We start from the raw sequence: 22,507 nt of genomic DNA, 5'->3' as shown, positions 1-22,507 counted from the left end.
ATCATTATCTAACCAAATATACTCCATGATCTTTAATAAATGGTTTAATATCAAACTCCGTAAACCTTCTATCGTTATCATCACATATTGTTGTATCCAAACCATGTCCAAATTTACAATGACTACACCACCTGACAACCAATTTATCTCCCTTAACTTCAGCAATCGCATTTGGATGACCTTTTTCACCAATTTCATGACCAGTGGTAATAGCAGAAAACTGTATCCCATTAAGAGTTGGCAATTGATTAAAGTTACACATTGCAATATTTTTTGCCTGAAAAATATTCATCAAATAATTTAAATCGAATTCTATTTCGTTTTGCTCATAATAAAGATCTATAATTTTATTATTAGTTGACAATTCACAAGGTTCCGTGTCTTTACTTAAACTTATGGTTTTATTAAACGGGTCAGATATCAACCCTTCATCTATAAGAGACATTAATTCATAATCTTCACTATCATATATTAGACCATGGCGAACAGAAATTAAATTTCTATCATATAAAGATTGTAACCATGATACTAAAATTGATTTTGTGAGTGGAACTTTAGAATATATTGGCAATAAAGTAACTTGAGTATATTCGCTATTTGAATTACCAAGCTCTCCCCACTCCACATCAAAATTTGCTTGAGATAGTTCTCTAAAAATAACTTCAGTTAATCTTGATTTATTCTTTTCCGAAGTCAATGTTTTAAGATCATCAAAATCCACCTCGTAATAATCTAACAAATGTTTAAAATGTTCAGGATTTAGCAAATGGCTAGAAAAATATAAAGCACTTTCGTCCCAGTCTTTGTTATTAATATGACAGAACAAATCGAAGATATCTTGATAGGTCCCTTTTAATACTTCTAACTGTTCTGCAATTTTGTCTACTACCGCTTTCTCTCTTTCATCTACGAAATCATCTCTGCGTGTCATCATTAGTGCATCAAACAGGAACAACTGAGCAATTGGCCTGCGTCTAAAGGTACGGAAAAATGCTTGAACTGTATCTTTGTCTGGTCGTTGCGCAAATTCAACAAAGCTCTCAAGTATTGACTCGTCCATTTCAAAAGATTTAATCAGAATACGGAGATACTCCTTCTCTTCTGGGTGAATATCACCATCAGCATTCATCACAAGAGCTAAGCCTTGTAGATAAAGCAAACGCTCTTCCAAAGTAAGGTTTTTTGCTGCATGGTTTTCAAAAGAGTTGGCTTCTTTTGTCGCTTCATTGATTACATCTAAAATATCTAGCATAACTGATTCCTTGTTATTGATTGTTTATACGTTGTTTTAAAGCGGTGACATTCACTGAGGCTGCCATCAGTTTTTGTTTGGTTTCTTCAAACGTATCTGATTGTTCTTTATGTTGCTTTTGTAATTCAACAAGCTGTTCGTTGTGTGCTTGCTTCTTCTGCTCAAGAGTAATATTGAGTTGCTGGCTGAAGTTTCTAACTACACGAGCTAGATGATCCGCTACGGTATCCATAATTTGGCTTGTAGCTTCTGGAATAACCTGACCACGGATTTGTTGCTCAATCTGAGAGTCTCGCTCTGCTTCATTATCTTTTTTCTTACCAAGCAGGCCACCTAGAATACCAACCACAATGCCAGCTACAGGACCTAGCACCACTAAGCTAATAGCACCTGCAATTGTGCCTGAGCTTAATGAAAACTTTTCTTTTTCTTGAGGTGGGATATCAAGGTGAACACTGATTCCACCGACAGAAACACTGTCATGGTTTTCTAACTTACGCTCAAAACGTGCTAGCTCTTTTTGAATAAGTTCATCTAATTCTAGCTGCACCACAGGGCGCACAATAGTCGCCATCGAGTCTGACAAGGTATTACTTTTCGCAGCACTCACTAGGCGATGGATACTATTTGATAATACTGAACTAACTTTAGCGGTAAGCTGCTCTTTGCCGACACTACAAAGGTTATACTCAAGCTCCGTTAGCACCTGCTCAAGGTGCTGCTTCTCTTGATTGAAGCTTTGCTCCAGTCCATCGATCTTATTTTCAATTTCAACGGCAGTGTTAGATGTATATGAACTTTTCGCTTTTAAAGCCACTTCAATGCTCGTAATCAAAGCAGATAGTACTGGTTGATAGCGATGCTTTAACAAAGCATCAAAATGACTTGCAGCATTATCAATCATTACTTCAAAGCCTTTGATTGTATATAGCTGTTTGTCCTGTGTTTCGATACTCGTTACTTCGAAGTGGTCTTGCATTCTTTCATTCAGCGTTTGCTTAACTTGCTCAATGCTTTTTGCCAATTCAACTTCAGACTTACGGGCTGATTTCGAAATTAAGCAGCCAATATCTTTACTGTGGTCGTAGTAAATCTCCTCAAGCCGTTCTACTACCGTATTATCGAACGGAATATCCGCTGGAAATAAAGTAACGAAGTAATCTCCACGCTCAAGGTATGTGGCAATGGCTTTTTGGTGAGCTTTATTACGAGCATCAAATCCAGGCATATCGACTAACACCACATCTCTTCTATTTTTGAGACGTTGGTTATTGAGTTCTACCGTGATGTAAGCAACTTGCTCATTGGGCTGAAAATCTTGTAATACACTTAACGAATAGATTGTTGGTTGAGTATCGTCTACATAATGAACAGTAAATTGATCAACTTCTCCGTAAGTCAACTCGGTAGCAATTGCTGTTTCAGGGGCAATATTAACCTTCAAGTAATCCTTACCTAAGTAGCTATTCAGTAACGTACTTTTACCTGCGGAAAACTTACCGATAACAGGAATGACTACTTTATAGTTGTTAACCCGTGAGGTAAGGAACTCTAACTGCTCTTTTATGCTTTCATCGTTCAGGTGCTGGCTATTAATTTCGTTTAATTCAGCGATCACTGATAACCATTGAGATTGGATCTGAGAAGCTGCCGAACCACTTGTTAGTAACGGAATCTCCTCAGATGTGAGGTTGAGTGTAACTGGTCTGCGATCATTCTGACGCATAGCGTGAAGAAGCTCTAAACCTAGCTCTTTCGCAGGGCGTGGTGTAAATAGATTCAAACCAAGATCGGACTCTAGCTCACTAATGATATCTCGTTCACTCGATACTTCTGTTACCATTTGAATGCCTTTCAATAGAGGAAAGTCATTCTCCTTTTGGCTCGCTATAGGCAAAATGTACTGAGCATCAATACGGTCTACGAACTTACCTGCATTGGACTCCCAGATAAGAGAAGCTGGCACTAACTCTTCTTTATCAATTTCCAAAAATTTCAATGCATTTACATAACGAGCTAACTCATTATTTTCCCATGTTCGACCTGAAGTTAGGTAAAAACTGCTCGTGAGATCAAGCAAAGACTGATAGGCATTTGTAGCGAAGCCATTAGCAATAGCGTCATGGAACCAGTTATTAATAATTTGGTTTCTTTCTAATGCATCAACTCTTTGTGAAACATGCGATATTTGTTGAGAAAGCTCTGCTTCCAAAACTTCAAAACCGTTTTTCATCAGCGCCAACGAGCGATTCAGTCGATGTTCTGTCATCTTAATGCTGCCATGTAACACATTGACATGGTTCATTAGGTAATTGGTTTTGTTCGATAGCGAGGCAACAACTTCTAGTGTTAACTTATTTTTCTGATTAAGTTTTTGAATCAATCGTTGGTTAGCATAGATAGCTCTGTTTAATCCACGATTAACTTCTGCTTGTCGTTCATTATTGCTACCTGTCAGATTGCCAATAATGCGTCCGAATCGGTTCTGCTCTAACTGTGAATTTATCACCCCTTCAGTTGAAGCAAGTGTCGTAATGGATGAAAAAGCCTCATTGAGTAACTCAGTAGAGTTATCTTTCATCTCTGCTATTAATGTATCGATGCTGCTATCAATAAATGCTTGTTCTTGAGCGTCAATTTCCATCGCAACTTGTTGAGTTACTTCTTGAAGACTCTCGTAACTTTCAAACTGACCGTTTCTTAGTTGCTTGTTTAGGTTGACGTTTTGATCGAATTTTTTTCCATCATCAGCGAGCTTATCGACAATAGCAACAAACTGCTCTTCAGTATCTTGGAAGTCTTTAAACTGCTCTAAGATGCGCTTCACATCTTCATAGCCTTCATCTATCAACTTACCTGCATTTTCAGGTGTAAAGTTGAGAGGCGCAATTAATCCATCAAATTCTCTTGTTGGCACGATGTTCCAGAAACGGACATTAGGGTACTGTTTTTCCGTTTGGGATAGCTGTGGGTTTCTCTCCAAATATAGGTTGATGATGTGTGTACAGTGATGCTGTTCAATCAACACTTTGTAAGGCGTATTATCACTATATTCACCAGGTAAAACCCCGCCATCAAAGTATGTCGTCCCATCAATTTCAATGCCATCAAATACAATAGGAATGGCTGCTGATGCCAGCAGCCACTGGACTATACTTGTTGGTGTTTTATCTGTTAGGTCTGGGTATTCAAGCTTTCGAGTACTAGAGTTCAATGCGCAAACGTGGAACGGGATCTGACTTTGGCTAACATCATCACAAGCGCCACTTTTTTCAATTAAGTGTTTTAGACCACTTTGATTAAACAAGCCCTGTGCCTGGCTTAATCCTGTAATAGCCAATACTGCTCTAGCCGCCAATGATGGTGTAAACAGGGTACTCGCATAAGTTGCAGCCTTTCTCGCAAGGTTATCTTTGTTTAAAGACATTATTTGGTCTTTAGAGATACCACGCCATAGTTTCTCTGCCGCTTCCACATCGCCTTGTACGAATAGAGCACCATTCAAACCGCCCACCGAAGTACCAGCCACTGCTTCAACGTTTTTATCTAGACCAAACTCGTGAAGTGCTTTCCAAGCACCAACTTCATAAGCGCCTTTACCGCCTCCACCAGAGAAGACAATACCTAATTTACTCATTATTTAACCTATTAATCGAAACTGACTGATACTGATGCTTTTTTGTTACTAATGATCTGCACTTTCACTTCTTGCGAGACATAAAATTGATCAAACTTAAGTGATGGTGCTGTTTTCGTGATCACATTTTTCATGATCATAATTTCTAGATTTGGTGCTTTATCGAGTTTGATAGATAAACCCAAGGCACTTATCTTCGTGACCTGCCCTTCTAGGCTATCAAGATTTGCTAGATGCGATAATGTGCTTTGATCACCTTGTAGAAGTGCATCGAACTTGAATGTTGCGCTCTGTGCTGAGTCAGATTTCTTTCTCATCGCGTTAAGCTGGACAAGACTTGGGATATCGGACAGCTTAATTTTTTTCGATTCACAAACATCCTTCAGCAAGTCTTCTATCTGAGCATGAATTTTTTCAGAATCTCGTTTATGACGCTGCAAGGTATCTAACTGAACTTTAACTTTCTTATGGAAATCAGTCAGGTGCTTCTTCTTATCACCCGTCAATTTTTCATCAAAGATCAGCTCGTTCAATGTACCGACGGTTAGCTTGAGTGTTTGTTGGGTTGCCAAGTATTCTCGGTGATACTCATCAAAGATTTTTGAAAGTTGCCACTTTAATGTTGAACCATCACTACCTCGATTAACTTGAGTTAAAAACTCTTTAAGGCGTCCACCATGTTCTGAAATTTCTGAATCTTCAACCGCTGAATAACCAATGACATCGACGTAGCTGATTTCTGCATTTTCAAGATCAGCTTTGGCTACCTTGATAATGCTCTTCACTTCAGATTCAAGTTTTTTATCCGCTTTGCTCATCACTACTAGAACAGGTTGGTCTAGCTCCAGACTTTGAAGAAAGTCTATGTCTTGTTGAGGTACGGTTCCGTTCTGACTATCAACAAGCCAGATAAGATAATCTGCCACTCTTAAATGTTGACGAGCAATATTTTCATCAATTTTCTGTTGATTATCTGATTTGCTGTATCCTGGCGTATCCAAGAAGATAAGGTTAGCGTAATTAAAACTTTCTCGTTCAACCGCAATCATTTGCAGGATATGACTGAAGGTAACTTGATACTTTTTATTGAAAGCATGACAGATCGCTTTGATCGCATCTTCATTGATTTCAGTTTTCTTACCGTAAAAGTTCAAAGCATCAATGCGATTTGAAACGCCTTTAAACAAAAAGGTAGGGATAGATGTTGTTGGAGTGGTGTCAACTGGTAGAAGTGATGGACAACCTAAAACTGTATTAAGAAATCGTGTTTTACCCGCACTAAAAGAACCACCGACAGCAACAGTATGACTCTGCTGCAACTGAGGGAAAGATACTGCTTCTTTAAGCAAATCAAACCACTTGATAAGTTGAGCATAAGCACTTGCACCACTAGTATTCTCACCTCGTTTTGTGTGCGATAGAAACGTCTGATTAATTAGCTTATCTATATCCTCTAAAATTTGATCACTCGAAGTTCTTAAATCTGGTTTTGCAACTAAGCTGGCACATAGCTTCAACCCTAGTTCTGCATCTTCGAGGTAACGATTAGATTTACCTAATGATACCAAAGGTATTGTGTCTTTCTTTTCTTCTGATGATGCTAAATGACCATTCATTAAACTATCTATGTCCATCTCATTTAACCTTTCAAGTATTCATTTTTTCGTTGTGATATAACTAAATCACCAAATCCAGAGAGCCATTGTCCTAACAGTTTTGAGTCAACCACAGTTGCTGAAATTTTGTATATGTCACCCAGTTGAGTAATATTTTGGTCTGTCGAGATTGGCGTTTCAGACAGAAGCAACGCTAACTCATTTTTAACTTCGAGTTCGAGGGAGATCTTCTCTCCTTCACCAAATCCAAACCTTCCATCAGCATCGTATTGACTTAGCTTAAACTCTTTCGGGCGTTCAAAACCAAAAGATGAAACAGTGGCTTTACTTACCCGATGTACTGCGATGCTCCGTTCGTTGTCATAACCATCAAATCGACAAACTAAGTACATTCGTTGACCTTGCTGAGCCAAACCTAACGGCATCACCAAAGCTGACTTTTGAACTTGTTTAGTATTGTAATAGTCAATATTGAGTAAACGATCGTGATAAAGCGCTTCGCTAATTGCACAAAATACCTTAGTTGCGATTTTAGGTGGCAACAGTGGTTGAGTTTCACTCACTACCCTCACCTTTTTTAGCCACTCTCTTTCTTTAGAGTTCCCACTTGTTGGGTTGAGTTTGTATTTCGCCTCTTGAAAAAAACCATCAAGTGACGCTGTAATGTTAACTGGTAAGAGCTTAATCAAATACTCTTCCGCTAGATTTAAAAGCAATGCCTCTTGGGCTGACAGCTTAGGCAGCGTCATACCCTCACTCTCTTTATTCCAGCGATATCCATATGGTTTACTTCTCTCATCACGAATAATGTCAAAGTGTTCGCACAGCAGCTCTAAATTGCGTTGGATTGTGCGGAGTTCTCGCTCTATTCCAATATGCTCTAGTTGCTGGTGAAGATCTCGTGCCGTAACTTGATGTGATTTTGGTATGCGCTTCAGCAACTCAAACGCTACAACAAGAGATTCGTGAGTGCTCGCTCGTTTGGCCATACTTGGTCTTACCTAATTTTTCAAAAACTAATTTATTGATTTAAAACACAACAAAAAGAAAAACGATATTCCATATCGCCATGTCACTCCTTTTAATGAATTCTTTATACCTCAATATGCAATCTTTAGTTAAGAAACAAGTAACCACATACCTAACAAATTGACTATAACGTGTTATATGTCAAATTGTGTCGCACTAAATCGTTTACAAAACAATCGCTTTAAGCAGTAGAGTCATGTCTAACACACAGAAAATCTCTTGTTTTATGTGACACATAATGTCGTACTTGGGTTTAAGATCATTTCGATTAAGGACACTTTTAACATCGGAGTGCACAATGTCTGTCTATACGTGTGATAAAAATATCTCTGCTGACACCCCAAGTAGCAGTACAATTACTAAGGCGAAATGGCAGGATCTAATAAAGCAGATACGTTTCTTAGAAGTTGAAAATAAGAAGCTCAGAAAGAAGGTGTACTCCTTAGAGAATCAGGTTCGAATAGACAGCCTAACTAAAGTTGAAACTCGAGAATACGGGATGACATACCTAGAAATGTCTTTAAAAAATCAGCTATTGAACTCCCTAGGTCTAGTCTTCATCGATGTCGATCATCTTAAAATCATCAACGATACAGAAGGACATATAGTTGGGGATGAAGTTTTGGCTTATGTGGGTAGCGCCCTGACAAGATTTAAGAAACCGAGTGAATCTATTTCAAGGTTTGGTGGAGACGAGTTTCTTGCGGTGCTGCCCAATGCAACACATCAAGAAATCAACATCTGGTGTAAACAACTCCACGACACTCTCGCAAAACAACGACTGCCACTTGCTCGTCCCTCACTTTCCATCACCGTCACTACTGGAAGTTATGTTTACAACATGAAAGGCGATGAGAAAATGACATCAAAACAATTACTCAGTTTAGTTGACCTCGATATGTATCAAAAGAAAGGTGGTCGTCATCGTTAACGAGCTAAATGAAAAAACCTATTAAGTCTATGGGTTGTAATAAATGTAGGTCTGCATTTCCCACGATATACAAAAAAGAAAGCCAGTCAGCTTATCTAACTGGCGTTAGCTTATTTGAGTTGTTTTTTTATCCAAACGCACTAATAAAATGGAATTTACCCATTGTTTTATTTACGTTTAGTTGAATTCTGATATTATCTTGACGGCCTGTTTCATAAAATAATTTTCTTGTTAGCCAGGTGCCATAATGTTTAAAAAAAACGAAATCGAAGCCATTGTTAACTATGGTATTCACCCAACCAAAGGCTTGTTCAGATACTACGATTCTGAACGCGGAATCGACAAAACTATGCGCTTTTGCTTCAAAGCAAACCTAGTTCTTGTTGGTCTCCTCATTCTTAGTAAAATTCTGGCGCTATTTAGCGTGAGTATGATATCTGCACTATTAAGCCTGGTTCTTATCGCGATTCCCTTCCTGCTGTTTACTGCCATCTACAAGATATTGGTTGAACTAGTAGTAATCATGTCTTGGTTTGTGCTGTGGCCAGTAATGAACCTTATCTTCAATCGCATGACTCGATAAACCCAGTAAGGATAAATGAGTGAGAACACGAGTAATTCGAACTGGTAAAGATCTAAAAGTGATTGTGATTAATGGCTTTATGTCTGAGCAATCCACTGATGTTACTGATTGGCTATCGGTCGTTGATATGAACTTTCCCAAGGCTGCGGTACTCCACTGCGATTGGGACGCTAGCAATTATAAACGACTAGTCACAAACTGGATGACTCCTGAACTCGAAAAGCCCACCCCTGGCGGTCTATTGCTAAAAATTATATCTCCAACCATTGTTGGACGAGACTTGTTTAAACGTAAATCCGCAATTGCTGCTACTCGCAAAGAGTGGATAACTGCGATGGAAAATGCCAAACTAGCGGGAGTACAACTTGCAAACTATATCGATAGAAACCCGAGCAAATACATTTTGATGGGCCATTCACTAGGTTCACGAGTGATATTTAATTGCTTAGTCAATATGAAAACCTATGACCGAGTGATGGGAGCTTTTCTATTAGGCGGCGCGGTAGGTGCTGAAAGCCCTTGGGGTAACATAGCAATGAGAAAATCGATTCGCATTTTTAACTGTTACTCCGATAACGATATGGTGCTGCGCGGACTTTATCGAGCAGGAACATTGTTTGCCGATACGCCCGTTGGCATAAAACCAATTGAGCAAGGTTATAACAACCAGATCTTTAATATTAATATGTCACGCATTGTTCGAGGACACACCGATTATAAAAAAGCGGAAGTGGGTAACCTGATCAAAACATATACTTCTGTTCCTCGCTAGCAACCTAAAAATTATAAGTTTTCTCCATTTTGCGGGAGCATATACACAAAAAGGTCGCTTCCGCAATGTTTCATCAAGGAAAAATACATCTCAATACAGCTTCTATATGTAGATTTTCATTATGTTAAATCTATAAATCTGTGAGAGTTAGTATACGCAATAAGTAACTTTATAGGTAGTGACAAAGGCAATGTTATTAAAATCATAGAAAAGCCTTATAGAATAAAAATCGAAGGTAGAAAAATTTGTAAAGAAGGCACTAAAACTAAATCTGCAAAGTCAAGCTAATTTTCTTATCTGATCTCGCCACTACAGTGCCTTATTTTTGACCCTATGATTAACCCTAGAGACAAGGGTGCCCTAAATGCTTAGATACGCATCACTGTTTAACAAACAAGTCAGCGTAATCACGTGGTGGGAGTATTTCTTTAGAACTAACTTACAATACCGATATCAATTGCGCTTTGTCAGCAAAAAAGTGTTGACTACTTGATTTTAAAATTAAAAGGGCTGTAGAAGTTGGACATCCAGTTCGTTGCCTATGAGGATCTCGAAAGAGGTATCAATGGCAATAGGGCGCTCTTCGCTTCCACAAACTACTTAAGGCTAATTTGATATAAAGTACTTAAACGCGCTTTTACAATTGAGCTAAACATCTGCCCTTCCAGTTCTATTCTTTGTTTGTACTTGTTCACATATCAATCTGAATTAAAAGAGAAAAAACTATTGTTCACCTATCGATATGATATAAAATGCTCATTTTTCAAATGATAAGGAAACAAAGTGGACGTACAAGATAACACAAGACCAGTAAGTTATATGGCCATCCTAATTGGAATGGTTTTGGGGTATTACATAGCATTAAACCTTGTTCCAATTATGAACGCCTCCATAGGTTTTTCAGACCCAATCGTAATTGTGATGTTAAATGCGACTACGATTTCAGGCTCTCTCTTTTTTGGAGTATTTATAGTATTAGCAAATAAAAGCCCTAAGAATGGCATGAAAGAATTTCACCAAAGCATGGGTGGCCACAGCGTTATGACACTGGTTCTATTTGCAACGTTCATGATACTTACCATTTTCATTTCTTTAATACTAATAACGATTCCAGACTATGAAACACTTACTAATTCTATGGTGTCAATTTTCTTTACTTATATGATTATTGGCTTTTTAGCGGTGTATTTCTGCGCTATAATATTAGCAAAATCATTTCGAAAGACATCTAATTACTATTCAAAGTTGTTTCAGCCTACGTTATATCTAATCATTAACTTTACTTGGGTATTTTTAGTCGCAGTGCAGATCATGTACTGGCGAAACTAAGACGCTCATTTCAAAGTCATATTTTGGTTTAGACATGGCAGCGTACTAATGATAACTCTGCCATTTATGTATGAAACATATGGAATGCCACCGTTCTCCTAAACCAATTTCGCCTCTCCTTGACACAGATTTATGGAAAAGTGTACTCGAGCCGATTACAGGAAACTGTGATCACGGCCATTTAGTAACTTTGATGTTAGCTTCCAGTTCTTTACCCATGAGGATCTCAAAAGAGGTATAAATGGCAGTAAGACACTCTTCGTTTCCACATCTATCAATACGAACAAAACCTTTAGATGCAAGGTAATCAATAGAAATCGAAAGTTCTTCGACACTGCGACCTGTTATATCAGACAACTTCCCGACACTATTTGCTCTATCACGAGAAATCATATACAAAAGCTTAATATTTTCGTTAGTTAAAACCTGTGCCAGATCCGTTAATGATGAAAACCAGAAATGAGGGATATCTTCGACATGGTTTAATTTTCCAGCTGAAACATCCAAAATATACTTACGAACGAGTTCTTCATCGGCTATTCCAATTCGAGCTATCATAGTCAATCCATTCCTATACAATAATTCCCTCTAACTTAAAGAAAAAGTCGTGATGAGAAAAATAAATTATAGCAGACTTATCAATCCTCAGTAATTATTTTATATAATCTATAGTATTATTAACTACTTTGATGACTAGCAATAATCTTGAGGAGATCTGCCGTAATATTAATTGCTTTAGTGCTGGATGGTATATCCATTTTATCTTGATATTGTACCCAAACTTCGCCGTTTTTTGACACACGGATCATTGCAAATGTTTCGTTAAGAAAGGACTTATTGACACCAAGTTGTTCATGCATATCATCCTTCATAATCATCCCTATTACATGTTGGTAGCAGAATATGATGAATACTAATCCATGATTTTGAATAAAACAATACTATTCATCACTAGACTCCAAAATACACACTTACATATAATATGAAAAGCCAGATCTTTGATCTGGCAGATATCAATGAGGTTTTATTAAAGACTGGAACACAAAGACTCTAATATCTTTCTCTCAGTACTTAATTTTTTAACTCTATTACCAGTTTCAAAACTGTCTATTTGACTCATGTGTTTAACAAAACGATCTGCATTTGCTTTACTTGAAATTTTGAAGTTAGATAAATTATTGTAGGTTTTAATTTTATCAGTTAATCTCTTATCATAGAAAAGCATATTCTGAAAAAGAATGTCAGGCATAACATATGCGTCTAATACTTGTTTAATTCTGTACATTGACTGATACAGATCTTGTGCTTCTACAGCAGTCAAAAGACCATCTAAAGCAAGCTTTTCAACCATATCTGCGACGTCATGCACTGGCTTTGAGATTTTTGCCGCCTCTTTCTTAATTCCAGATCTGTCAATCTCGAAGTAACCACGGCATTCATTCACTTTTGCTTCATGATATATTCTATAATAGTATTTATGTTTGGCGAAAAATTTTTCATAAGCCCCTCTAGTAATCTCGTACTCCCCCGACTTCACACATGCCAAAGCGTTGTTATTTATAAATTCTTCAAATGTATACTTTGGATACTCATCAATACGTTTTTGAGCAACATTAATCACCATTGTTTTGGGAGATCCATTTCTAAAATCTTCATTGTTTACATTTATATTTAATCGAAGATAAAGAGTCATACCTTTTCTATGTCGATACGGCGTATAATTTTTACCATCATCGTTTATGTTATCTCTTTCTTTATCTACTGCTATATTAATTGCATTTGCGTTATTGGCCATAGTTAAAACCTTATTACTTATTTTTATCTCTAATTATAAATTACCAGTTAATTAATAATAAGTAAACAAGATAATATTTAACGAGGTAATCATCATAAACAACTGAATTTTAAATACCATTGACTAGACTCACCAATAAAAAATATTATTTCGGAAGTGAAAATTTAAAAATAACTTACCAGCTATTACTTAAAAATAACCAATTTGCTTTTGAAAATTAATGACCAGGTCATTATCTATAGATACTAATACGTCTATATTGAATGACCACGATAATTAATATCAAACGAACATCTACTTATAAAAATCCTCGAAAGGTAGATTTTCAATGACTCACGTATCAAATAATTAATTGCGAATATTTACTGAATCAAGTCCATCGCGTTATCTTTGTCCTTAACTTTGTATTCAAACAATTCTTCATTACTAAATATTTCAGCATCTTTTTGTGACTCAAAATCTTTAAGTTCCTTTAAAGAGATCACTTTTACATTGAAATCGTTGATAAATGTTTGCATAGCTAACTTGTGTTGAATCTCATTATGGTTCTCTCTAATAGAAGAGAACAACTCAATGAACAACTGTCGGAGAACATCAGAGAATGTGTCGCTAAGCTGTACTAAATTGATCTGCATAGTGATAGCACAAGACATTTTATTGCTGCTTTGTATAAATATTCTAGAGCGCAAGTGGAATCGATCATTCTGTAAAATGGCTCGCAGTTTATTAAAGTAAATTTTGTTAGCTGTAAACAGAACAAGTAGCCTACCATTATCGTCAGACTGACGCTTTACGTAACTTGTACGTGCTTCTCGTTTCTGCCTATGCGATAGCAAGGCTGACTTATTAATTTCTTCTTTAAAACGCTCAAAATTGAGCGAATCAGCCGATAGTATTCCGTTTTTTATAAGCTTACCGAGGGTAAACTTGCGGTTTCCACCTAGCTGAGATGCACTAAAACTATTGTCACTAAAAGTAAAGATGAGACCTGATGCTCGTCCATCTTTTTCTCGCACTTCCACTTTGAGATCTGGATGTTGCTTCTCTACCGCAAAGACAAATTCCGCTAGCGTTGAGCAATGATTAAGACGGTTAATCGCTCTCGAAATCAATCGTGCAACTTGCGCTTTTTTAGTTTTAACTCTTGCATCATTGATGCTTGAACTATCGTCATAGCAAATATCTATACTCGAAACTAACTGCCGCAGGCCGAACTCGATTTCAAGTTCCCTCATTACTTCTTGTGCACGATAATAGCTATAGCTGTCAGAGACTTTTTTTCGATTGACCATATCTATAGTGCTGGTCACGATATGTACATGTTCTTCGTCAGTATCATTATGCTTGAAAGATATATAGCGACAATTGTCGTATCCGAGGTGCTCCATAAGCCTCTTGACAGTCTTTTGCCATTGAGGGTTGCTTAAGTTCTCACCAGTGTCTAAAGAAACTATCATGTGCTTGAACTGTTGCTTTACAGAGGGTTTTAGAGCTATTGATTGTTGCATTTCCGCAATGGCCGCTGATAAGTCTAATAGCTCCCCTGATGCAATTCTGGCTTCATTAGGAATGTGGATGATGTTGTTGGCGTATATGAATTCTGTTATTTTAGAAAACTCTTTTCTACCACCCGCGGAATAGTTGATTAAGTTTTTAGCAATACGCTCATCGTTACCTTTTATATAATCAACAAGTATATGGACAGTCTTCTTATTGTGCTTTTTATGTTTTTGTTCAGGTTCTTCATATATCATAGTTTGTTCTCTTTTTTTCTTGTATCAAATCTTCTAATTTTTCAATTGAAATATGCTCCTTTGCTATTTCATACGCTGTATCTTCAGTAAAGCAATTTATTAACAAGAGCCTAGTTTCTTGAAATTCTCGTCTTAATATTTCAAATACTTGGAAAACTAGTTTTATCTCTTGCCTATCAAGTTGTTTGCCTTTCTCTATGTGTGAAACAATAAATCTGATATCTTGAAAAATACCAGAGGTTTTATGGAAAAAGTTTTTTGAGGCTTCAAGTACAATTGGCTTAACCACCATCGTCTTGTTTAATATAGCTCTCATATAAGAAGATAACGTACTATATCCTGATTTCTTCTGATTTTCTTTATGTGTTTTATATTCCATTTCTGTAAAGTTTATCTTCACTGATTTAGACAACTTATCTTCATCAGATTTTCTTTGTTTAATTTTATCTTTTTTTGCAGAGTTTAGTGCTTTCTCTATTTTCAAGAGTTCATTTTTATCTATAGCATTGAATATATCTATGTAATCACTCATGGCTTATGTTCCTTTTTTTATTATTGCATGTCAATTTTTGAGCGAAGCGATTGTGGTTTTATATAGCGCTAACCTCGAAGAGTGTTAGTGCAACCGAACGAATTGTGAGGGGATAGTCTGATGAGGATATTTGGAACAAATAGAACTCACAGACATAGCTTGCTTCAAAATTAGATAATTATATTATTAATTTAAACGATAAGATTTTCAATATTTATTTTCACACAAATAAAAGTATAGTTAACATTTAAAATAAATTTATAAACAATATATTCAAGAAACAATAAATAAACCCATAAAATTCAAAATTATGAAAACAATATCTTAATTAAAAATTTTTATTTACTTATCATGTAAGTAGATTTAATAGCTAATTACTTAAATATTAAGTAATCTTAGTGTGATTTATTTTTGTAGTGTAAGTAGTCTGACATCAAGACTAATTAAAAATAAAATAGACTTTACTTACTAAAAATGAATATCTAATTAAGAAAGAATAGGTATAGTTCTATTCTTCATTGTAATATAATTAATAGCATTATTTATGTCAACTATAAATTTTATAACAAAATTATGCATATATATCTAAGATTTGTATACTTGAAGTTATCTTTAGAGCGAAACCGAACGTCCTATGTAGAACTCAAACTTAACTCAACACCTTCCGTTCAAGGCGTTGAGGAGTGATCATCTATCCCAAACGTTAAGTGAGATTTCTGCTCTAGCAGTCATAAATCTATATAAAAATTAGAGCAGTAGAAATACTGCTCATTTATTATGAGTAAAACAATGATACGGCTGGTTCAATCGTATAACAGTCTTGTATCTTGTACATATTCGAATGCTCCTACGATCCTGATACAGTGGGTAGGTTAAATCTAAGTAATCCCTTACCTTCTGATTTACCAGCTTTTTCTTCTATTCCAACTAAACCATTTTTTGAATAAGATTCAATGATATGATCTATGTCACGGCTACTATCATCATATCCACACTTTATCGAAAAGTTGTTTAAAGAACCTATAATTATTTCCATTCTCTCCTTTGTGAAGTATACTGTTATACGATTATCTTTCAAAAACTGATTGAATAAAACTCTATCCTTTTCTTCCGAAAAATCAATATCAAGGTTAGACACTTTTCCTGTAATACGTGATTTACTAGCTTTAATTTCATTTTCAATTTTTTCTCTTTCCATTCTTTTAATATTATATTGATTCTCCCATTCTTCATCATCAGAATATTGTGTCATATATTCACGTATCTTTGACATGCTCTTATCGATCGCATTAATTTTCTCCTCTAAGTGAGAAATGTCTACACTTTGATCAATGTCAAATTTTAAAGACTTAAGCACATTATAAATTTTATTTTGAGCCAAGTAATAATTTATATTTTCAGAGTCGCATTTAGTGCTTTTTCTTTTTCTGTTACACTTTAAATACATACCTTTAGTTGGATTCTTAACTTTCCTACTAGAGAATGCCATTATATAGCCACATTTAGCTAAACTACCACAACCGTTCTCATTTTCCTTCCGTATTAAGCAACCACATTTACCAACACCAACAAACACATTACGGAAAATTTCACCAACTCCACCTGTATTTTCCCGAGTTCTTTTTTGAACTGCATAGAATGTTCTATCATCAATAATTCTAGGATAGTAATCCTTACCATCTAACTTTCCAATTACATTCGTATTTCTGATGTATGCATTAATAGATGATTCACTAAGAGGACTATTTTTTGTTGTTTTTATTAGATTTCCATTTTCATCAAAACTGTATCTGTAGATATCCAAGTCACCGAGACTCTTAATAATTTTTTGAGGACCGTAATTGAAGTTAAGTTTTAAATCAAATATTTTCCTAATAATTTCCGCATTCTCTTCAATTATTGTATAAGATTTTAAATCTAAGTTTCTAGCTAACCAGAAAGGTGGTTTCGCTATAGATTTCCTTCCTGAATCTTCAAGCAATTTTCTACTGGCTTTTATTCTTGCACTTTTTTGACTAGATTCTTGGTATGCTAAGTACATTCCAATTTCAAGTAGTATTCTTCCTGTTACACTAGATACAGATTCCATATTTTCTTCAAAAACAAGATTCCATTTCGTGATAGCAATTTTAACACCAGCATCGAGAACCCGTTGAAATTGACTTCTGACAAAGTCAACATTAGCTCGACTAAATCTATCTATTAGCTCAATAACAATAAGGTCGCCTTTCTCGATCTTTCCATTTTCAATATCATTAATCAAAGCCCCCAGTTCACCTCTTTTGAAGTTCGCAGCTGTGTAAGCGCTCTTACCACGATCTTCATAAATTAATCCCTTTGAGTATGCCGATTTCCCTTCACTTATAAGGCGCTTGTTGTAATCAGAAATCCAATGCTCACAAGCCTGTTCTTGTCTTTGTATACCCTGTCCTTCCTCAGCCTGAATTTGCTTACTAACACGTTGATATAGATGATACTTATTCACTTTTCTTACACATTTCTGAGAATTATAAAATGTAGTATAACATGTAGTTGTCTTTTGCAAACTGTGGCTTACCCTATCACATTGGTGGCGATATCCAAGAGCGCAGCAAACTGCTTCTTCAAACGCCTGAGAGCTTTCTAGCGCGTTTCAATGTTGATGTCCGTGTGATGAACGAAGTGGTTTCTATTAACCGTCAAGACAAAACGGTTACGGTTAACAATTTGCTTGATGGCTCTGAATACCAAGAGAGCTACGACTTTCTTCTACTCAGCCCTGGCGCAGGTCCAGTTGTGCCGCCTATTCCGGGTATTGATAACCCGTTAACGCACTCGCTGCGCAATATTCCAGATATGGATCGCATCATTAAAACGATCGAAACCAACAAAGTTGAACACGCTACGGTCGTTGGTGGTGGTTTTATCGGTTTGGAAATGATGGAAGCCTTCCACCAGCTAGGCATAAAAACCACATTAGTTGAAATGGCGGATCAAGTGATGACGCCCGTTGACCGTGAAATGGCTGGCTTCGCACATGCTGAAATTCGTGAGAAAGGCATCGACCTTAAACTTGGCGTCGCACTTGAGTCGGTGAAATTCGTACCTAACGAGCACGTGGCAAGTTTCGACTCTGGTGAAAGCGAAAAACACCAACATCTAGAAGGTGAATTGGAATTAACACTAAACAATGGTGAAAGACTCACCACCGATATTCTGATTATGGCAATTGGTGTTCGCCCCGAGACCAAATTAGCAAAAGAAGCTGGCTTAGAAATCGGCGCTCTTGGTGGTATTTATACCAATGAATACATGCAAACCAGCGATCCTTCGATCTACGCTGTCGGCGACGCGGTAGAAGAGAAAGACTTCGTGACTGGCGAGCAAACTCTAGTGCCACTTGCGGGCCCGGCAAACCGTCAAGGCCGAATGGCAGCAGACAACATGCTTGGCCGCCAAGAAACTTACCAAGGTACGCAAGGCACGGCGATCTGTAAGATCTTTGATTTAGCCGTCGCTTCTACTGGTAAAAACGAGAAACAGCTGAAACGTGAAAACATCGCTTATGAAAAAGTGTATGTGCATACAGCAAGTCACGCGAGTTACTACCCAGGTGCAGAAACTGTGTCGTTCAAAATGTTGTTTGATCCAGTAACAGGTAAAATATTAGGTGCGCAAGCAGTAGGTAAAGACGGTGTTGATAAACGTATCGACGTAATGGCAGTTGCTCAGCGTGCTGGTATGACGGTAGAGCAACTGCAACACCTCGAGCTAACTTACGCGCCACCTTATGGCTCTGCTAAAGATGTAATTAACCAAGCGGCGTTTGTGGCAAATAACATCATCAAAGGCGATGCGACCGCGATTCATTATGATGAAATGGATTCACTGACAGAAGACCAACTGTTACTTGATGTTCGTAATCCTGGAGAATTGGAGTCCGTTGGTTATCTTGAAGGTGCAATTAATATTCCTGTCGATCAACTACGTCGTCGCATGCACGAACTTCCTAAAGACAAAGAGATCGTGATTTACTGTCAAGTTGGGTTACGCGGTAACGTAGCATACCGTCAGCTGGTCAACAATGGTTACAAAGCCCGCAACTTGATTGGTGGATACAGAACTCTCAAATTTGCTCGCTTATAACTTGATAATAAAAAAGAGAAAACCACGTGCTTGGTTTTCTCTTTTTTTGCAGGAAAGAAAGCGTAGATCATTCACCTTCAATTGCCAAACGGACTGCTGCTTGAGCATGGATAGAAGTGGTATCGAGTAGTGTAACATCGGTGTGACTTTGGTTTACAAGTAAGGCAATTTCAGTGCACCCGAGAATCACAGCTTCAGCTCCGTGCTCTTTTAGTTTTTCAATAATTTGCAAGTATATCGTCCTTGACTCCTCTTTGATTTCACCTTGGCATAACTCTTTATAAATAATGTTATGTACTTTAGAGCGGTCGTCTTGATCGGGAATGACGACTTCAAGCCCATAACGGTCGGAAAGCCTTCCTTTATAAAAGTCTTGCTCCATTGTGAATTGAGTACCAAGGAGTCCGACCTTTTGAACCCCTTTCTCACGAAGTAACTCAGCAGTCGCGTCTGCGATATGTAGTATGGGGATATTAATACTGGCTTCAATTTGAGGCGCAACTTTGTGCATTGTGTTAGTACAAATAAGAATGAAGTCAGCGCCCCCTTTTTCTATTAAAGATGCAGCATCAGATAGAATGCTTGCCGTTTCTTCCCATTTACCTTGATGTTGAAGTTTCTCTATCTCCGAAAAATTCACGCTATACATACAAATTTTTGCGGAATTTAGGCCGCCTAACGCCTCTTTGACTCCTTCGTTGATCAATTTGTAATAACTAAGCGTCGACTCCCAGCTCATACCACCTAGAAGACCGATAGTTTTCATATAACTCTCCAATCGTTATACACCACCGTGCCAGGGGTGTTTTTACAAAAAAATCAGCCACTTAAATAAGCAGCATTCAAGCGTCTTCACTATTGAGCATTGGGTAACACGAAAATAAAATCATTCCCACAAGGACCGCTACGCGATTCTCATATATCCTCGCAATATCGTTACTGCATTTCCAGAAAGCTTAACGTGCTCAGTGCTTAACAACTCTGTATGGACGACCCCACTTCTCTTGGAGGCTTGGGAGCCTTTCAGTTGCTTTTTGTTGAGCTCTTTAGCCCAGTAAACACATAAAGCGCAATGTGCAGAGCCTGTAACTGGGTCCTCATTAACACCTACCCAAGGCGCGAAGTATCGAGAGACAAAATCGGCGTCAGTGCTTGATTGAGCAGTGATGACGACGCCACGGCCTTTTTGTTTAAGCAGCGCACCAAAATCAGGGTCGAGCTGTTCAAGCACAAATTCATCATTAATGACGATCAACTGCTTATTATCAAACTGACCGTAGGCGACTACATTGGCGGCATCTAGCCCCAAGCCATGAAGTAAGTCTTTGTTAATACTCGCTCTCATATCTAAAGTTGGCGCAGGAAACACCAAATGAATTTCTTCATGATCGAGTTGTGCAGTTAAAACCCCAGATAGCGTAACGAACTCAATCGTATCTCCAGTATTATATAACCCCTGCTCTTTCAGAACGTGCGCCGTTGCAAGTGTGCCGTGTCCACACAAAGCAACTTCCGTCCTCGGTGTAAACCAACGAAGTTGCATTGTATTGAGTGACAGAAATGCCGTTTCAGATAACGACATCTCGGCCGCGATGGCCAACATCGTTTCCTCATCAAGGCTTGACTCTGTGATACAAACACCCGCGGGATTACCTTTGAAAACCTCTGATGTAAACGAGTCAACCTGAAAAATTTTAACTTCCACGAAATATCCTTAAGTTCTATCAAACACGTAATTCTGTATCACGTGATTTTTAATATCTGTTGTTTGAGCGAAAAAAACCTATGAAATTTTCTACCAACCTTATAGGTCTTGTTGGAAGCGCTAACAAACAGGAGAATGTAGTTAATTATGCAAAACGTAAAAAGCCATCATCAATGTGACTCAATTGGATATCTTATCGGAGTTTTCGGCGTTTCTTTAGTTCTAATATGGATTGGTATTTATAAATTCACACCTACAGAGGCCAAGCTTATACAACCGCTCGTTGAAAATCATTTTCTGATGAGTTGGTTGTATGATGTGATGTCAGTTCAAGCCGTATCAAACATCATTGGCGCAACAGAAATCATTGTCGCTATTGGATTAATCGTTGGCCTTAAAAACACGCGAGTCGCTTATTTTTCTGGCATAGCCGCCGCAATTATTTTTCTTGCGACACTCAGCTTTCTAATTACGACACCGAATACATGGAAAGTGTCTGATGGGGTTTTGGTGACAAACTTCTTTTTAGTAAAAGATATTCTATTTTTAGCCATTGCGATTAGCGTCATCGAACGAAACAAGCCAAACAGAGAATAACTCTAAATAGTTCGAAATCTTGTTTTTCCAGAACGTAGCCTGAAAGGTGCAAACGACTTACAAGTCGAATGGTTCTGTCAATAACTCTAAACAAAGGCTCTTAAATTTAGAATGTTTAAGAGTCTTTGCCTCTTAATTATGCGAAACAACATCCTAGCGTAAAGTGAAAAGAAAAGCCTTTCACTCTACTGCTAAGGTTTATTGATACTTTGCCGAAGTAATGAACTCACCGAATGTCTCGCACCATACAACAACCGTATTGTATTCAGAAATTGAAGTGCTTTGAGGAACCTCAACAACGAAGTTATCGAACGTTTTGACATCACCAATTAAGCTCATCTCAGATTTAAGGTCATTAAACTCTTGTTCCGTTTCGACAAACTTAGGAGATAGATAGAGTTTATAGTCTGGTCCGGGAGCGAGTTTTCCTACCAACGTAATGACTTCAGAACTCAAATGAATTTCTCCCTCTCCCCAATGAAAAGCATCGCTACCTTTGAGTTCCCTCTTAAACACTGCGCTGTATTCTGCACCTTGCTTGCTCTTAGCAACTTGTTCATCGGTCGGCGCAGGTGGTGCAATAAGGATCGGTAAAGTATAGATACCTATCGCAATGCCAATAGAAACTGCCACTAAGTGACTGATTGTTAATTTAATTATATTTTTCAAGGTCATAAGCATCTTCTTATTAGTTTTACTACTTGAAATTAGATTCAAATCGGCCTTATCTGTCTATTATCGAGCAGCATAATGTCATTAACATTATACACAAGCTATGCGCACTAAATGCAGACTGAGCGCAATTAAAAACGGCTGATAATTAATATCAGCCGTTTGCTTATCGGAAATG

General features: G+C 37.4%; 18 protein-coding genes and 1 pseudogene. 6 read left to right on the top strand and 13 right to left on the bottom strand.

The window, feature by feature from the left end:
- Window positions 1–4 precede the first annotated feature (4 nt).
- Genes R7P80_RS15080 through R7P80_RS15065 form a run of 4 tightly spaced genes read right to left on the bottom strand, consistent with a single transcriptional unit; the run spans window position 5 to window position 7,494 of the window.
- On the bottom strand, window positions 5–1,252 hold the full coding sequence (locus R7P80_RS15080; RefSeq protein WP_225492096.1) for a TerB family tellurite resistance protein: 1,248 nt from the start codon (window positions 1,250–1,252) through the stop codon (window positions 5–7).
- Window positions 1,253–1,265: 13 nt separating this feature from the next.
- A complete protein-coding gene (locus tag R7P80_RS15075) occupies window positions 1,266–4,889 on the bottom strand; it encodes a patatin-like phospholipase family protein (RefSeq protein ID WP_225492098.1) in 3,624 nt (1,207 codons plus the stop codon).
- A gap of 11 nt (window positions 4,890–4,900) precedes the next feature.
- A complete protein-coding gene (locus R7P80_RS15070; protein WP_225492100.1) occupies window positions 4,901–6,523 on the bottom strand; it encodes a dynamin family protein in 1,623 nt (540 codons plus the stop codon).
- Window positions 6,524–6,528: 5 nt separating this feature from the next.
- Window positions 6,529–7,494, bottom strand: coding sequence for a helix-turn-helix transcriptional regulator (locus R7P80_RS15065; RefSeq protein WP_198107338.1), 966 nt, complete (start codon window positions 7,492–7,494; stop codon window positions 6,529–6,531).
- 338 nt (window positions 7,495–7,832) lie between these two features.
- Here R7P80_RS15065 and R7P80_RS15060 point away from each other — a divergent pair, with 338 nt between their 5' ends.
- The 4 genes from R7P80_RS15060 (at window position 7,833) to R7P80_RS15045 (ending at window position 11,149) form a co-directional block, all read left to right on the top strand.
- Complete coding sequence (locus R7P80_RS15060) at window positions 7,833–8,465, top strand: GGDEF domain-containing protein (protein WP_225492103.1); 633 nt, start codon at window positions 7,833–7,835, stop codon at window positions 8,463–8,465.
- A 247-nt stretch (window positions 8,466–8,712) separates the two neighbouring features.
- Entirely contained in the window at window positions 8,713–9,048 is a 336-nt protein-coding gene (locus tag R7P80_RS15055) for a hypothetical protein (protein ID WP_029807069.1), read from the top strand.
- A gap of 19 nt (window positions 9,049–9,067) precedes the next feature.
- A complete protein-coding gene (locus tag R7P80_RS15050) occupies window positions 9,068–9,820 on the top strand; it encodes a DUF726 domain-containing protein (protein WP_225492105.1) in 753 nt (250 codons plus the stop codon).
- 783 nt (window positions 9,821–10,603) lie between these two features.
- Window positions 10,604–11,149 carry a hypothetical protein gene (locus R7P80_RS15045; RefSeq protein WP_029807067.1) on the top strand — a complete coding sequence of 182 codons (546 nt, stop codon included), beginning with the start codon at window positions 10,604–10,606 and terminating at the stop codon, window positions 11,147–11,149.
- A gap of 171 nt (window positions 11,150–11,320) precedes the next feature.
- Here R7P80_RS15045 and R7P80_RS15040 read toward each other — a convergent pair whose 3' ends face one another.
- The 6 genes from R7P80_RS15040 to R7P80_RS15015 form a co-directional block, all read right to left on the bottom strand.
- The gene (locus R7P80_RS15040) at window positions 11,321–11,707 is read right to left on the bottom strand and encodes a transcriptional regulator (protein ID WP_029807065.1); all 387 of its coding nucleotides are present in this window, start codon (window positions 11,705–11,707) and stop codon (window positions 11,321–11,323) included.
- Window positions 11,708–11,826: 119 nt separating this feature from the next.
- Window positions 11,827–12,021, bottom strand: coding sequence for a hypothetical protein (locus tag R7P80_RS15035; protein ID WP_225492107.1), 195 nt, complete (start codon window positions 12,019–12,021; stop codon window positions 11,827–11,829).
- Window positions 12,022–12,176: 155 nt separating this feature from the next.
- Window positions 12,177–12,944: a hypothetical protein gene (locus tag R7P80_RS15030; RefSeq protein ID WP_225492109.1), complete on the bottom strand. Its 768-nt coding sequence runs from the start codon at window positions 12,942–12,944 to the stop codon at window positions 12,177–12,179.
- A 362-nt stretch (window positions 12,945–13,306) separates the two neighbouring features.
- Complete coding sequence (locus tag R7P80_RS15025) at window positions 13,307–14,698, bottom strand: relaxase/mobilization nuclease domain-containing protein (RefSeq protein ID WP_225492111.1); 1,392 nt, start codon at window positions 14,696–14,698, stop codon at window positions 13,307–13,309.
- Window positions 14,688–15,230, bottom strand: a complete 543-nt coding sequence (locus R7P80_RS15020; protein WP_225492114.1) for a chromosome partitioning protein ParA — start codon at window positions 15,228–15,230, stop codon at window positions 14,688–14,690. The genes R7P80_RS15025 and R7P80_RS15020 overlap by 11 nt, the downstream gene beginning before the upstream one ends.
- Before the next feature lie 847 nt (window positions 15,231–16,077).
- Window positions 16,078–17,715, bottom strand: coding sequence for a recombinase family protein (locus R7P80_RS15015; protein WP_225492116.1), 1,638 nt, complete (start codon window positions 17,713–17,715; stop codon window positions 16,078–16,080).
- 47 nt (window positions 17,716–17,762) lie between these two features.
- On the opposite strand from R7P80_RS15015, the pseudogene R7P80_RS15010 reads away from it, so the two are divergent.
- Window positions 17,763–19,355, top strand: a pseudogene (locus R7P80_RS15010) (FAD-dependent oxidoreductase); the annotation flags it as partial.
- Window positions 19,356–19,422: 67 nt separating this feature from the next.
- Here the strand turns inward: R7P80_RS15010 and R7P80_RS15005 are convergent.
- Both R7P80_RS15005 and R7P80_RS15000 read right to left on the bottom strand, forming a co-directional pair.
- A complete protein-coding gene (locus tag R7P80_RS15005) occupies window positions 19,423–20,121 on the bottom strand; it encodes an aspartate/glutamate racemase family protein (protein ID WP_225492121.1) in 699 nt (232 codons plus the stop codon).
- 138 nt (window positions 20,122–20,259) lie between these two features.
- On the bottom strand, window positions 20,260–21,060 hold the full coding sequence (locus tag R7P80_RS15000; RefSeq protein WP_225492123.1) for a PhzF family phenazine biosynthesis protein: 801 nt from the start codon (window positions 21,058–21,060) through the stop codon (window positions 20,260–20,262).
- Between the two features lie 147 nt (window positions 21,061–21,207).
- On the opposite strand from R7P80_RS15000, the gene R7P80_RS14995 reads away from it, so the two are divergent.
- Entirely contained in the window at window positions 21,208–21,657 is a 450-nt protein-coding gene (locus R7P80_RS14995; RefSeq protein ID WP_005376100.1) for a YkgB family protein, read from the top strand.
- Between the two features lie 198 nt (window positions 21,658–21,855).
- Here the strand turns inward: R7P80_RS14995 and R7P80_RS14990 are convergent, their stop codons facing one another.
- The gene (locus tag R7P80_RS14990) at window positions 21,856–22,332 is read right to left on the bottom strand and encodes a DM13 domain-containing protein (RefSeq protein ID WP_005376099.1); all 477 of its coding nucleotides are present in this window, start codon (window positions 22,330–22,332) and stop codon (window positions 21,856–21,858) included.
- Between the last annotated feature and the right edge of the window lie 175 nt (window positions 22,333–22,507).

Source organism: Vibrio sp. 2092, assembly GCF_033339635.1.
Lineage (GTDB): Bacteria > Pseudomonadota > Gammaproteobacteria > Enterobacterales > Vibrionaceae > Vibrio > Vibrio alginolyticus.
Note: the sequence above shows the minus strand (reverse complement) of the source record. Positions and strands in the feature narration are given on the sequence as shown.